13 protein-coding genes, 1 pseudogene and 1 riboswitch are annotated in these 14,123 nt (G+C 35.7%); of the genes and pseudogenes, 3 read left to right on the top strand and 11 right to left on the bottom strand.

What is annotated here, in order from left to right; all coding sequences use genetic code 11:
• A partial coding sequence (locus RT405_RS10145) for a DegV family protein (RefSeq protein ID WP_313469472.1) occupies positions 1-560 on the bottom strand: 560 nt, incomplete at its 3' end.
• A gap of 168 nt (positions 561-728) precedes the next feature.
• On the opposite strand from RT405_RS10145, the gene RT405_RS10140 reads away from it, so the two are divergent.
• Positions 729-1,046 (top strand): hypothetical protein, encoded by a 318-nt coding sequence (locus RT405_RS10140; protein ID WP_313469470.1) that lies wholly within the window; start codon positions 729-731, stop codon positions 1,044-1,046.
• Between the two features lie 211 nt (positions 1,047-1,257).
• On the opposite strand, the gene RT405_RS10135 is transcribed toward RT405_RS10140, so the two are convergent.
• From RT405_RS10135 to RT405_RS10095, 9 genes are all read right to left on the bottom strand, one after another.
• Positions 1,258-1,911 carry an ABC transporter permease gene (locus tag RT405_RS10135; protein WP_169741145.1) on the bottom strand — a complete coding sequence of 218 codons (654 nt, stop codon included), beginning with the start codon at positions 1,909-1,911 and terminating at the stop codon, positions 1,258-1,260.
• Positions 1,912-1,929: 18 nt separating this feature from the next.
• On the bottom strand, positions 1,930-2,871 hold the full coding sequence (locus RT405_RS10130) for an osmoprotectant ABC transporter substrate-binding protein (RefSeq protein ID WP_313469473.1): 942 nt from the start codon (positions 2,869-2,871) through the stop codon (positions 1,930-1,932).
• Between the two features lie 31 nt (positions 2,872-2,902).
• Positions 2,903-3,526 carry an ABC transporter permease gene (locus tag RT405_RS10125; protein WP_313469469.1) on the bottom strand — a complete coding sequence of 208 codons (624 nt, stop codon included), beginning with the start codon at positions 3,524-3,526 and terminating at the stop codon, positions 2,903-2,905.
• Between the two features lie 12 nt (positions 3,527-3,538).
• Positions 3,539-4,732 carry a betaine/proline/choline family ABC transporter ATP-binding protein gene (locus RT405_RS10120; protein ID WP_313469468.1) on the bottom strand — a complete coding sequence of 398 codons (1,194 nt, stop codon included), beginning with the start codon at positions 4,730-4,732 and terminating at the stop codon, positions 3,539-3,541.
• A gap of 172 nt (positions 4,733-4,904) precedes the next feature.
• Positions 4,905-6,356, bottom strand: coding sequence for a cardiolipin synthase (gene cls / locus RT405_RS10115; RefSeq protein WP_313469466.1), 1,452 nt, complete (start codon positions 6,354-6,356; stop codon positions 4,905-4,907).
• Between the two features lie 164 nt (positions 6,357-6,520).
• Positions 6,521-7,093 (bottom strand): energy-coupled thiamine transporter ThiT, encoded by a 573-nt coding sequence (thiT, locus tag RT405_RS10110; RefSeq protein ID WP_313469465.1) that lies wholly within the window; start codon positions 7,091-7,093, stop codon positions 6,521-6,523.
• A gap of 72 nt (positions 7,094-7,165) precedes the next feature.
• A riboswitch (TPP riboswitch) is annotated at positions 7,166-7,268 on the bottom strand.
• Between the two features lie 106 nt (positions 7,269-7,374).
• Positions 7,375-8,454: a toxin Cry1Ac domain D-VI-related protein gene (locus RT405_RS10105; RefSeq protein ID WP_313469464.1), complete on the bottom strand. Its 1,080-nt coding sequence runs from the start codon at positions 8,452-8,454 to the stop codon at positions 7,375-7,377.
• A gap of 58 nt (positions 8,455-8,512) precedes the next feature.
• The gene (locus tag RT405_RS10100) at positions 8,513-8,893 is read right to left on the bottom strand and encodes a GNAT family N-acetyltransferase (RefSeq protein ID WP_313469463.1); all 381 of its coding nucleotides are present in this window, start codon (positions 8,891-8,893) and stop codon (positions 8,513-8,515) included.
• Between the two features lie 177 nt (positions 8,894-9,070).
• Positions 9,071-9,739: an HD domain-containing protein gene (locus tag RT405_RS10095; protein WP_313469462.1), complete on the bottom strand. Its 669-nt coding sequence runs from the start codon at positions 9,737-9,739 to the stop codon at positions 9,071-9,073.
• Positions 9,740-10,165: 426 nt separating this feature from the next.
• Between RT405_RS10095 and RT405_RS10090 the strand changes: the two genes are divergently transcribed.
• Entirely contained in the window at positions 10,166-11,365 is a 1,200-nt protein-coding gene (locus tag RT405_RS10090; RefSeq protein WP_313469460.1) for a glycine betaine/L-proline ABC transporter ATP-binding protein, read from the top strand.
• Positions 11,358-13,196: pseudogene (locus RT405_RS10085) on the top strand (ABC transporter permease/substrate binding protein). The gene RT405_RS10090 and the pseudogene RT405_RS10085 overlap by 8 nt, the downstream one beginning before the upstream one ends.
• 72 nt (positions 13,197-13,268) lie before the next feature.
• Here the strand turns inward: RT405_RS10085 and RT405_RS10080 are convergent.
• Positions 13,269-14,123, bottom strand: an 855-nt coding sequence (locus tag RT405_RS10080; RefSeq protein WP_313469459.1) for a ribonuclease J, incomplete at its 5' end; no start/stop codon positions are given.

Genomic DNA, 14,123 nt, shown 5'->3' with positions numbered 1-14,123 from the left:
AATGTCCCTAGTGTCGCAGAAACTGCAGAAATTCTTCCGCCACGTTCTAAATGCTTGATATCTTCGACAGTTACCCAAGAATGCAGTTTAGTTTTATTTTCTTCTACCCATTGAGCTACTTCTTCTAAAGATGCCCCTGCTATTTTTCGTTGTACTGCTTCATAAATAAGTAGTCCATCTCCTAAACAAACAGCTAAAGTATCAATAATTGTGATATCAACAGTCTCATATTCTTCTCTTAACATTTCCACAGCTGCTAATGCATTATTATAGGAACCACTTAGTCCTGATGAGAAAGCTAAATAAAGTACTGGTATGTTTTCTTCAATATAGTATTTGAACACTTCTAAATAAGTTCCTATATTGATTTGAGAAGTTGTTGCTATTTCTCCATTTTTTATTTTTTGAAAAAAGGCTTCTCGATCAAAAGTTTTCCCTAAGTCATCGATGTATTCTTTTCCCTCCATATTAACGATCATATTCATAATATGAATGTTATGTTCTTCAACAAACTCTATCGGTAGATCACAACACGAATCAGCCATTATTTTATAACTCATACCAAAACTCCTTAGTAAACAAACTTTTCTTTTTTATTCTTCAATTCTTATTATAGACAGAAAATCCTTGAAAAGAAAACTTTATTATTAATATTTTGAAAAAGACTTGCACATCTGAACGTTTGTTCGTATAATAAAATTATCAAACAAATGTTCGGAGGAATAAACATGGAAAAAAACTTTGCTGAAAAACAACCTAATTTTTTTAGTAGAAAAGTAGTTTTATCTAAAGAAATGGATTCGCTGCAAGTACTTCCTCAAATGCCAAAGCACCAAGTTCTATATTTTTTAACTCAAGCCTATGAACGCCGTAAACCTATTATTCTTCAAACCAACAAAACAAAGCATGTTTTAACTGTACAAGAACAAAAAGGCTTATTAAGATATGCACCAAATCAAAAAAAATTACTTATTTTAGAAAACTCGGATCAACAAATGACCTATATGCTCTCATTTGATGATATTCGACATGTACGTTTAGCTTAAGACAATAAGTAAGAAAGAGGATGAGACAAAAGTCTCATCCTCTTTTGCCTATCCAACTATTTATTCAAGAACGTATTCCAAAAAGCAGTTCTGATACCCCTTTATCTTACATTTATTCGTCCCAGTTGCCTTAACTCTTGCAGCTTTAGTTACTTAGAGATACGACATGTGAGATAGAAGTTTCGGCCTGAACGCTTTTTCCACGCTTCCTTTAAGTTCGGATTTTGTTGGTTGGGTCCATTTTTTTTTCAATAAACCCTAAAACCAAATCACTAATAATAGCCATCAATGCCGTCGGAATCGCTCCAGATAAGATAATGGCTCCTCCATCTGTGGCGTTGACACCACGTGTAATAATATCTCCTAAGCCGCCAGCTCCAATAAATGTGCCGATTGCAGTGATTCCAATTCCTACAACTAATGCATTACGGATACCTGCCATAATGACAGATAAGGATAAAGGCAACTCCACCATATAAGTTAATTGTAATCTCGTCATTCCCATACCCTTGCCTGAGTCCAAGATGTTGCGATCAACACTCCGTACTCCAGTATAAGTATTTTTAATGATTGGCAGTAAGGAATAAAGAAAAACGGTAGTAATAACTGTATTTGTGCCTAAACCAAGACCTAGCATCAAAATAGAGAGCATAGCTAAAGAAGGAATAGTTTGAATCACATTAGCAATTCCAATAACCCAATCCGCTAATTTCCCGCGACGAGAAATCAAAAATCCAATCGGTATACCAACGACCGCTGCGAAAAGAACGCCATAGATAGAGATTAAAAAGTGGCGCAAAAACTGCTCCCAAATATAAAAGCCGTTTTCATTAAAATAAAACCATAACTGTTCCCAAAGTCCCATTTTTGAAATATCCACTAGTTATTCATCTCCTTTCGTATTTACTTCTTTATCTTCGAAGTAATTGTTTGCACTCAAGAAATTTTGTGCAACAGTTTTTGGTTCTAAAAGATCGTTATCAGCTTGATAATTCAACTCTTGCATTTTTTCTGTTGAAATTGTACCCTCTAATCTTAATAAAACCTCATTCAATTCTGGATAATCTTTTAATACTTGATGCGTTGCAACAGGGCTGGCATCATAAGCTGGGAATAAGTGTTTATCGTCTTCTAGAACAACCAAATCATAACTCTTTATTCGTCCATCCGTTGAGTAACCTAAAACTACATCCATTTTATCAGCGGATAAGGCATCATACACTAGACCAATTTGCATCGGGTAGACACGATTAAAGTCGAAACCGTATGTGCTCACAAAAGCTTGATAACCGTCTCCTTTTCGCTCCATCCAAGAATTATCGGCACCTAAATTCAAATCAGAAATAATATCTTTTAAATCGCTGATTGTTTTAAGGTTATATTTTTCAGCAGTTTCTTTCGTTACCATAAAAGCATAGGTATTAGAAAAACCGTAAGAAGGAAACCATTTTTGGTCAAATTCTTGATCAAATCCCTTTACAACAGCTTGATAAGCTTTATCAGAATCCGTTATTGGTTCTAATCCTAGTTCACCCGTTAGAGAAGTTCCTGTATACCGAGAACCGGATACATTTGCGTCTCCGCCTATCAAAGCTTGATGATTTAAAGTAGATGAACCTAAATTATTAATGAGTTGAGCATCTATATCCATATAATGTTCAACCATACCTTCAACAATAAAGCCTAAAATTTGTTGTTCCGAAGTTGTGCCTCCGGTAATAGTGATCCCTTTTTTATCAAACCCTCCGCCTAAGCCTGGAAGTGAGCAACTGCTTAACACTACTGTTGCCAAAAGAAGGAGCACAATTTTATTAATTTTTTTGATTGTGTTCATTATTTTGAAACCTCCTATATTTTTATGCACTGGCGGGCGTTAATTTTTTCTCTAATTTCCCTAACAAAAAATCTGCTAATAAGGCTAACAAGGTGACGGGAATAGTCCCACCAATGATTAGCTCAGGAATAAATAAGTTTAGTCCATTAAAAATAAAATCTCCTAATCCCCCTGCTCCAATATAAGAAGCTAAAGTGGCCCAAGCAATAACATATACGCCTGAAAGACGTATGCCTGACATGATCACAGGAGCAGCTTGTGGCAATTCAACTAAACGAATCAATTCCATATCTGTCATTCCCATTCCTTTCCCAGCATCTTTCAATCCTGGGTCTACTCCTTGTATGCCAATATATGTATTTCTTAAAATAGGCAATAAGGAATAAATAAATAAAGCAATAATGGCAGGTAACTTTCCAATTCCCAAAATAGGAATCATCAAAGCTAGCAAAGCTAACGAAGGGACAGTTTGCAGAATTGTCGCTAATCCCATAACAATAGAAGATACTCTTTTAAAACGTGTTAACACAATTCCTAAAGGAACAGCCACAATCACTCCAAGCATTAAGGCGACAGCAGAAATGTAAAGATGTTCCCAAGTTTTTAGCAACAGATCAGAACCATTGCTTGCAAAAAAATCAGCCATGTTTCTTCCCTCCTACTCTTTACTTTCTTTTGATACAGTGGTTTCCAATGGGTTTTCGTTTGGTGTCTCTGATTCATCCCCATCGCCCCAAATAGTGTCATATACGATATCCACTAAAGAAGCACGCGTAACAATGCCTATTAATCGATTATGATCATCAACAACTGGTACGTTTTTAAATCCACGTTTCAAGATCCGTTGAACAGTATCTCTTAACAAAGTACCTTTTCGTACAAAGTAAACCTTAGTAGACATGATGTCGCCGACACTCGTAGCTCGTTTACGGTTTAAATCTATGCTTTCAATATCGACAAACCCTTTAAGGATGCCAGCATCATCCGTTACTAACAAGGTATCGACCCGTCTGTCGCGCATGATTTTAATCGCATCAGTAATCGATTTTCCTGGAGTAACAGAAGCAGGATTTTTCAACATTACCTGTTCAACGGTTTGAATAGTTGGGCGTGCTTGAATCAAGCGATCTTCTCCAATAAAATCTTCAACAAATTGATTTGCCGGTGCTGATAAAATATTATCTGGAGTGTCAAATTGGACGACCTTTCCTTCTTGCATGATGACAATACGATCTGCAAGTTTTAGCGCTTCATCCATATCATGAGTAACAAAAACAATCGTTTTTCCCAATTCTTTTTGAAGTTCTTTGAGCAATTCTTGTAAGGAATCTCTTGTAATAGGATCTAATGCTCCAAAAGGCTCATCCATCAAAATAATATCTTGGTCAGCAGCTAATGCTCGAATGACACCAATTCTTTGTTGCTGTCCACCGGAAAGTTCGGATGGATAACGATCCAAGTATTCCAAAGGCAAATCTACTTTTTTGATTAAATCCTCTGCAATCTCTCTTTGCTTATCTTCTGGCCATTTCATTAGCTTAGGAACCAATACAATATTATTAAAAATCGTCATATGAGGCATTAACCCGATTTGCTGGATGACATAGCCTATTTTCCGGCGCAATTTAACCGGGTCTTTTTTCATAATGTCTTCCCCGTTAATCAAAATTTGTCCAGAAGTAGGTTCAATCATTCTATTGATCATTCTCATAGAAGTTGTTTTTCCACTTCCACTTGTACCGATAAATACAATAAATTCCCCTTTATCAAAGGACAAATTAATATTTTCAACTGCTACTTTTCCGCCTTTATAAACTTTTGAAACATTTTTAAATTCAATCACAGTTTCCACCCTCTTATCTAATTTTCATTTCGTTACGAAAAAAAATCGCATTATTCTTTCTAATTATCTCTTAAATAGCTCATATTATCAACCTTCTACACTTTTGATTAGAAAATAATTAAAAAAAGACTTAAAAAGAAGAATGTTTTTCGCTTCTTTTTTGAGTCTTTTTTTATTAATTTTATAGGATAGGAGAAAATAATCGAGAGAATGTTTGTTTAAACTTCAACCAGTAAGATTGGTTGTCTAATAGTTCTTGAGTTAACAGGTAACTTTTCTCAATGTCTTTATAAAAAAGTTTTTGCTGTTGTTTCGCTACTTCTGGGTCGTAAATAAAAGCATTTACTTCAAAATTCAACTTAAAACTGCGAAAATCGAAATTAGCTGTTCCGATCGAACAAATTTTTCCGTCTATCACTATTGTTTTGGCATGTAAAAATCCATTGTCATAAATGTATACTTCTGCTCCAGCCGCCACCATTTCTGCTGCATAATAAACCGTAGCACGGTAAATAAACGGATGATCGGGCTTGTTTGGAATCATGATTTTAACATCGATCCCAGACATTACAGCAATTTCAATTGTTTCCAACACAGAATCGTCTGGGACAAAGTAAGGTGATTGAATAAAAACTGATTCTTTTGCCATACTGATCATTTTAATATAGCCTTTTTTTATTTGCTGCGTTTCAGTGTCTGGTCCGCTTGATACGATTTGCATATTTGTTTTTCCTTGTTTCTTTATCAGTGGAAAATAATTTTCTTGATATTCTAACTTATGATGAGAAACAGTCGCATTCCAATCCATTAAAAACCGACTTTGCAAGGGCAAGACAGCATTCCCTTCAATTTTCATATGAGTATCACGCCAATAACCAAATTTCTTGTACTCTCCTAAGTATTCATCGCCTACATTAAATCCACCAGTATAGCCGATTTTTCCGTCAATAATCACAATTTTACGGTGATTACGGTAATTAAATCTTAAATTAATGAAACTAAAATGCGAACCAAAAAAAGACTCAGCGTGCCCTCCAAGAGAGCGTAACTTCTTAAAGAAATTCGGTTTTAAAGAACGGGATCCTAAAGCATCATAAATAACGAGTACTTCTACACCTGCTGCTGCTCGTTCCTCAAGTGCCGCTAAAACACGATTGCCAATTTTATCGTTTTTAAAAATATAGTAAATTAAATGAATATGGTGCTGGGCAGCATACAAGTCTTTGAGTAGTGCATCAAATTTATCGGCACCATCAGTAAATAATTGAACCTTATTTCCTTTCGTTAAAATCGATTCATCACTTTCTAGAAATAGGCTGGCCATTTCCTTAGCGTTTTCTGTTGCTTGCTTAGTAGACAATAAATTCTCATCATCTGCCAGCATTTCCTTTTGTGCTTGAACCAGTTCAGGCATTCCGATGCTTTCTTGTGCCTTGATATCAAAAATCTTTTTACGTGATAATTTGTTTCCAATAAATAAGTAAAAAATAAAGCCTACGATAGGCAATAACACCAAAACAAGCAGCCAAGCCCAAGTGGCCGCGATATCCCTTTTTTCTCGGAACACTGTAATGATGGCAAAAACGGTGTTTAAAAGAATGATAGCAATTAAGCTTATTAAAAAAATTTGCATAAAGTAATCCTTTCAGAATAATTTCTTCTCTTATCTTACTATGTTATTTTTTCTTTTACTAGCATTATTCAATTAAATAGGAGACTATTTCTGCCTAAACAAAAACCACTTACCTCTAAGAAAAGTAAAGTGGTTGATATGTTCTCTTTTTTAACAACTATTTCTCACTGTTTTGTGTCTTTTGGTGTAAATAATAAAGGTGCCGTTTTACTGAGTAATAGCAACGCAATAGTGGTAACTAATATGGTGGCTAAGGCACTTCCTCCATTAGCGATAAAAGAATACCATAATGGGTTCATGCCTTCTGGTGCATAACTGCCCCAGAAATAATACCCAGCTACAAAATGCCAGAAAAAGCGAGCAAGCGTGCCCGTTATTGTTCCCAAAATAATGTACCCTATTAATTGAATTGACGCTTTTTTCTGTATGGCTCGTTGAATAGGCTGCGCAAACAATCCGGCAAACCCTGTAAACATAAACGCCACAAAATATTCAATAAACCCCTGTACTAAATTCAAAATAGAAACATTACCGACTAAATAATGTAATATTCCCCACAAAAATCCAGCCGCTATTCCGGCTGCAGTCCCTCTTCTGAAAGAATATAGAATCATCGGTATCATTCCTAACGATACTGTGAAACCTGTTCCTATATTTGTTGGCAGCATTGACAGCACGATGGCTAGGGCTGCTACGATCGTTCCTTCTATTCCTACACGTAATCGTGTATTTTCCATAAAAAAATCCTCCTTTGATGTGTCGAACAGTGCCACACAACAAAGGAGGAGCTCAAATGATTTTTTTACGATCAAGTGCCCCGTCACAATTCCTACGCTCGTACTAACGAACAGGTTCGAAGGGTCAGAATCAATGATTCAATCTCAGCTTTTTACAGCACCCCTTTGTGATGGTTGTTCTATTGTTTTTTACTCTTACCTTCATTCACTATAGTTAATCTTTCACTTAGTGTCAAGCCTCTTTCTGTAACTCGTTTTTATTTTCCCTATCAAATCAGCTGCTATTGATTTTCTTTTGAAACAGAATCTGCTCCTTCATTTTTTGCTTCATCCGAATTAGGCACGTCTGAATCTGTTGGTTTTTCTGAATCGGATCCACTGTCAGCATTTTCAGTATCGGGTTCTTCTTCTAGAACTTCTTCTGAGTCTTCAGTTGCTCCACTTTCCGAGCTTGCTTTTTCATCCTCAGTAGTTGTTGAGTTTCCTGAATTTTGATAATCACTTGACGGATTATAACTGGGTTTCCAAGTCCCTTGATTGCTAGTACCATTGTTTTCATAAGGCGTTGAGGAAGATCCTGCTGCAGCTTCTTCCTGCTGTTCATTTTCAGCTTGAATCGCTTCCTCTTCTTCTAGTGCACGTAACCGCTCTTCTTCAGCTATTTTTTCTTCTTCTAACAGCTTTTCTTGTTCTTCATTTAGAACCACCTGTTTTTCAATCAGCAACAATAAATCTTGCATTTCTTTTTTTGCCTTTTTGTTTTTTATTTTAGTGACTTTGCTTTCTGCTTCTTCATATTGTTCTCGAGTAACTGTTTCTTTAACGGTACCGTCTTTTAAATTTTCAAAAAGACCCGTTACGGTTTTTCGCGTTTCTTCTAGTTGTTTATATTGTTTTGCTGCTTCATCTAGTTCTATTTTTAATTCTTTGTATAAAGGCAAAGACGCTGATTCAACTTTTTTTACTTCTTTTTCGGCTTCCTCAAGTTGCTCCTTAGTTACATCATCCGCTAAGATCTTGTTTTTTATTACATTTTCAATCTGGGTTTGCACTTGATAAAACGTTTGTGCTCGCTTGACGTCTTTTAAAAGATCTTCTTTCACTGCTTCATTTGATAGGTTTGTTACTTCTGTTGCTGCTTCTGAAATTTGCTCTTCTGTAACGTCGGCTGCCAGCTTTTCTTTTTTATCGTTTTCAAACAAAGCACTGACTAATTGTTCGATTTCTTTAGTTTGATCCATTTTTTGTTCTGTTTTCTTCATTTTTTCTGCTTGGACAGAACGGTGGTAGTGAGCGCCGCCCCAAATGGTAATAACGGTCAGTACAGCAAGGGTAGCAAGAACTATATATTTTTTATTCACTGAATAAATCCTCTTTTCTTGTTTTTCTTAATAGCTATTTTAATGATCGAAAACCTTTTTAAATAGTCCTGTCAAGCTTTTTTGCATAGATAAATTTGTATGTATCCTTTTCCTTTATCCGTTTTTTTGTATCCTTAAATCCTGTTTTCAAGTACAACATTTGCCCGCTTAAATTATCATAATCAACTGTTAAAACTACTTCATTGATGTCTTTAAATTTTTCTTGAATAAAAGCAGGCAATAACTCCATTGATAACTTTCCATAGCCTTTCTTTTGAAAACGTTGATCAATTGAATGATTTTGCAAAAACAGTGTTTCTTCGCTAAGGGGATAATTTTTAATCAACTTGCCTCTTTGTAAAATAAAAAATCCTACTAAGTTTTCCTCTTTTACTATTAAAATAGGATACTTTTGAGTTTCATGGAGACTTTCTGTCATCGCATCTATCGGCATAGCTGTATACTGATCATCTTCTAAAAAGTAGCTTCTATCGTTGCTTCTTTCAATTTAATTTCATGAATCGCTGCCATATCATTGCCACCGCCTAGTATCTTTTTAGTGTATCTAGTTTTTCGGATGCGGGAAGTCGCTGCACCCTTCTTTCCCTAAATCAGTTCAACGGTTGCCTTCCCATTCTTCATAAAATTCTTTTAAATAATTCTCCATATAGTCATGGCGTTTAGAAGCTATTTTTCTTCCAGTAGAAGTATTCATCAAATCTTTTAATTTGAATAGTTTTTCATAAAAATGCATAACTGCTGTACCTTCGTCAGAACGATATTGTTCAAGAGTCAAATTCTCTCGCGAATAAGAAGCATCCGGATCATGTATCAAACGTCCACGTGCACCTGTATATGCCATTGTTCTAGCAATCCCAATGGCTCCTAACGCATCTAAACGATCAGCATCTTGAACGATTTTACCTTCTATTGAAGCCAGTTTCGTTTTATTCGTTCCTCCTTTATAAGAGATATTCAAAATAATTTCCAAAATAGCTTCTTTTTCTTTTTTTTCTAACTTAATAGTATGTAACCAATCAGATAATATTTTCTCGCCAGACTCACTATTTCGGTTTATTTTCTCATCGGCAACATCATGTAACAGAGCAGCCATTTCATAAATAAATGGATTTGCAGCTTCTTTTTCTTGGGCTGCGATGGTTTCGGCTAAGTTTCGGACACGTTGAATATGCCACCAGTCATGCCCGCTAGCGTCTTCTTTCAATAAATGATAAACAAAGTGCTCAGTTTGTTTTATTGCTTCCTTTTGGCGGTTAGACAACATCTAGCAGCCTCCTCGTTACTTTTATATTGCTTAGTTTAGTTTATCAATCAGTTTCTAAAATCACAAGTTTTATCTGTCATTAACGTGACTTTATTTATTCTTTTTATTCTTATCTTAAAGTACTTTTCAGTAAAAATAATAAACGGTTTTTTTGTTAGTTAAAAAATTCTCATCAACTTCTTACTTTTTTCTCATAGCTCTGCTGTATCAATGAAAGCAAGCTATTATTGGCCATTATTGAAAACCACTTTTGTTTTCATTTGATAGAGAAAATGTTACACTGAATTTTGTGTTCACTTCGGCGCGGGTTGTTTTCTTGCTATGAAAAGCTTGTTTGTAGCCATTTGCAGGTTAAGCAAACTGCTATTTTTCCATCATTAATTAGTTCTGATCACAGAACAAAAAAATAAAAAAGGAGATGAGAGTTTGTCAAAAATAAAAGTTGAAAATGTTACTAAAATTTTTGGTAAAAGAAATGAACGTGCTCTAGAATTATTGAAACAAAATAAGACGAAACAAGAAATTTTGAAAGAGACTGGCTTAACGGTCGGTGTCAACAACGTCAGCTTCTCGATTGAAGAAGGAGAAGTATTCGTCATCATGGGACTATCAGGAAGTGGGAAATCTACTCTAGTGCGCATGTTTAATCGTTTGATCGATGCAACTGAAGGTAGTATCTATATTGACGGTGAGAATTTATCGAAAATGGACAAGAAGGCTCTACGCCAAGTCCGCCGTGATAAATTAAGTATGGTTTTCCAAAATTTCGCCTTATTTCCACAACGTACTATTTTAGAAAATACTGAATATGGCTTAGAAATTAAAGGCATCGATAAAAAAGAGCGGACAGAAAAAGCAATCCAAGCTCTTAACAATGCTGGTTTAGGTGATTATCTTTATCAATATCCTAAACAATTATCCGGAGGAATGCAGCAACGTGTTGGATTAGCTCGAGCGTTAGCCAATAATCCAGAAGTTCTCCTAATGGATGAAGCTTTTTCCGCTTTAGACCCCTTGATTCGTAAAGAAATGCAAGATGAATTAGTTGATTTACAAGCTTCTGTTCAAAAAACAATTATTTTCATCACACATGATTTAAACGAAGCTTTAAGAATCGGTGACCGTATAGCTCTAATGAAAGACGGCGCACTCGTTCAAATTGGTACTCCGGAAGAAATTTTAATGAATCCGGCGAACGACTATGTTGAACGTTTTGTTGAGGATGTGGATCGGTCTAAAGTATTGACAGCTGAAAACATTATGAAACGGCCTGAAACTGTCAATATTAAAAATCATGGTCCTCGTGTAGCTTTAGAACAAATGCGGCGTGAAGGCTTATCTAGTATTTTAGTGGTTGACAGCAATCGAAACTTACAAGGATACATTACTGCTGAAGATGCTTCTACAGCACGTAAAGAAGGCATCTCAAGTATTCAAACTATCCTTAAAACAGATATCCCAACTGTTACCAGAACTACTACAATGAACGATATCTTCTCAGTGATTTATGATTCAACAACTCCAGTTGCAGTAGTCGATAATGGCAAATTGGTAGGAATTATTGTCAGAGGGGCTGTTATTGCTGCCCTAGCTGGTGAAAGCGAGGAGGATTCAGAAAATGAATAATATACTAGACTTTATTCCAAAATTACCCGTTGCTCATGCTGTTGAAGAATTAACCGTTTGGATTACTCAAACATTTGCGTTTCTATTTAATCCAATTCAAAAATATTCAGAGATCTTTATGAAATCTGTTACGAATACTTTACTATTTATCCCGCCGGTTATTTTTATCATTCTGATTGCTATTCTAGCATTTTTTGTATCTGGCAAAAAATTTGGCTTAGCAACTTTTTCTCTTGTAGGTTTATGGTTTATTTATAATCAAGGACATTGGGACAACTTAATGAATACAGTTACCTTAGTGTTAGTTGCTAGTCTATTATCAGTGATCATCGGAGTTCCGTTTGGTATTTTAATGGCTAAAAGCAAAATTGCCAATGCCATTTTATCGCCTGTCTTAGACTTTATGCAAACTATGCCGGCTTTTGTTTACTTGATACCGGCTGTTGCCTTCTTTGGTATCGGTATGGTACCCGGAGTATTTGCATCTTTGATTTTTGCTATCCCCCCTACTGTTCGATTTACCAATTTAGGAATTCGTCAAGTTTCAAGTGAACTTGCAGAAGCTGCAGAAGCTTTCGGTAGTACCGGATCTCAGAAATTATTTAAAGTGGAATTGCCTTTAGCTAAATCGACCATCATGGCTGGTATCAACCAAACGGTCATGCTTGCATTATCAATGGTCGTTATTGCTTCTATGATTGGTGCACCTGGTCTTGGAAGAGAAGTTCTTTCTTCCTTACAACGTGCTCAAATCGGTACAGGTTTCGTATCTGGTATTGGTTTAGTTGTACTTGCAATCATTATTGATCGCATCACACAAAAATTAAACAAAAAAGCTTAATTGTTTGTTTAATAAAAAGAGAGCTTAATTCAAAAATACGTTTAAATTTGAAAAATCTTATGGATAAAAATTAATCATTATGAAAAGGGAGATGAATCAATTATGTCAAAATTTAATTGGAAACGACTGAGTTTAATAGCTGGACTAGGTTTATCATTGATTGCTGCAGGCTGTGCGGCTGATGATACAGGAAAAGAAGATACTGTTGGAAAAGGGAAAGAAATTGAGTTAGCCTATGTAGAATGGGATACTGAAGTTGCCTCTACTAACGTTATTGGAGCTGTTTTAGAAGATCTTGGTTATAATGTTAACCTCGTTCCACTAGATAACGCTGTAATGTGGGAAGCAGTTTCAACAGGCGAGGCTGATGGTATGGTAGCTGCATGGCTGCCAGGTACTCATGGTTCTCAATTTGAAAAATACGGTGATCAAGTTGTTGATTTAGGTGAAAACTTAGAAGGCGCTAAAATCGGTTTAGTTGTCCCTGAATATATGGATATTAATTCTATTGCTGATCTAAAAGACGAAGCCAATAAAACAATCACCGGAATAGAACCTGGTGCTGGTGTTGTTGGAGCAGCTGAACAATCACTTGAAGATTATTCTAATCTAAGTGATTGGAATGTAGAAACATCTTCATCTGGAGCAATGACGGTTGCATTAAAACAAGCAATTACTAATCAAGAAGATATTGTTATCACTGGCTGGTCTCCTCACTGGATGTTTGCTACGTATGATTTAAAATATTTAGATGATCCTGAAAATTCATTTGGAGAAGCTGAAACAATTAATACGATGGTTCGTGAAGGCTTAGAAGATGATATGCCAGAAGCTTATCAAGTATTGGACCAATTCCACTGGACAACAGATGAGATGGAAGAAGTTATGTTGAACATCAGTAATGGTGAAGATCCAGCAGATGCTGCTAAAGCATGGATCGAAGAAAATCCAGATCGTGTTGCTGAATGGACAAAAGGTGTAACAAAATAAACGATTATTAATTCCGCTTATTCCATTGCACTCAAAAAAGGCTTGAATCGAAATTTCGATTCAAGCCTTTTTTTATTTATTTAAAGCATCTCTGATTTCTTGTTTTAAGCGGCTCCATTCAAACTCTTTATGGTTTAAATTGTCTTCTACCACTTCTCTAACGATTTCATTGCTTGCCTTAATTAAATCGGTATTTTCTTTAACGTAAACAAACCCTCGTGTCATTACTTCAGGGCCAGACATGATTTTCCCTTTTTTACGACTGATCGTCACAACTGCAACAAATATTCCGTCTTCTGAAAGCAATTTGCGGTCCCGCAAGACAATGTTTCCAATGTCGCCAATACCAATGCCGTCAACCATTGTGTTGCCTGCTTCTACTTGTCCCGACATATGCATCCGGCCTGATTTGTATTCAACTATATCGCCTTTTCCAGGGATAAAAATATTTTTAAACGGGATGCCCACTTCATGAGCTAACTGAGCGTGAGCTGCTAAGCGACGGTACTCCCCAGTGACAGGAACAAAATAAGTTGGTTTAACTAAATTTATCATCAATTTTAAATCATTAGGTGTAGCATGTCCTGATGCTTTTAAATTATCTGAAATTTGTTTAACTTCACCACCAGCACGGTAAATCATATTTTTAGTTTTATTAACGGTTACTTCCATACTAGCAGAAGGACTCGTTACAATATAAACCAAGTCGCCTTCTTTAATGTTTACTTGGCCATGTTTACCCAACGACATTTTTTGAAGAGTCTTGATCGGCTCGCCTGTTGTGCCTGTTTCTAAAATAACGATTTCAGCGTCTGTATAATTCTCAATATTTTCAATTGGAATAATCAAATCTTCACTTGGTAGTTGAATTTTTTTCAAATTCATTGCAACTTCAACGATTTCTTCTACCTTTTTCCCTGTAATAAA

The sequence above is a fragment of the Carnobacterium sp. genome (assembly GCF_032094055.1).
Taxonomy (GTDB): domain Bacteria; phylum Bacillota; class Bacilli; order Lactobacillales; family Carnobacteriaceae; genus Carnobacterium_A.
The sequence above is the reverse complement of the archived record's forward strand: the minus strand, read 5'-3'. Positions and strand labels throughout refer to the sequence as shown.

Bases quoted from the DNA above. Each gene is read 5' to 3' on its own strand.
- RT405_RS10140 (WP_313469470.1), top strand. From the start codon at position 729: ATGGAAAAAAACTTTGCTGAAAAACAACCTAATTTTTTTAGTAGAAAA.
- RT405_RS10135 (WP_169741145.1), bottom strand. From the start codon at position 1,911: ATGGGACTTTGGGAACAGTTATGGTTTTATTTTAATGAAAACGGCTTT.
- RT405_RS10125 (WP_313469469.1), bottom strand. From the start codon at position 3,526: ATGGCTGATTTTTTTGCAAGCAATGGTTCTGATCTGTTGCTAAAAACT.
- cls (WP_313469466.1), bottom strand. From the start codon at position 6,356: ATGCAAATTTTTTTAATAAGCTTAATTGCTATCATTCTTTTAAACACC.
- thiT (WP_313469465.1), bottom strand. From the start codon at position 7,093: ATGGAAAATACACGATTACGTGTAGGAATAGAAGGAACGATCGTAGCA.
- RT405_RS10100 (WP_313469463.1), bottom strand. From the start codon at position 8,893: ATGACAGAAAGTCTCCATGAAACTCAAAAGTATCCTATTTTAATAGTA.
- RT405_RS10095 (WP_313469462.1), bottom strand. From the start codon at position 9,739: ATGTTGTCTAACCGCCAAAAGGAAGCAATAAAACAAACTGAGCACTTT.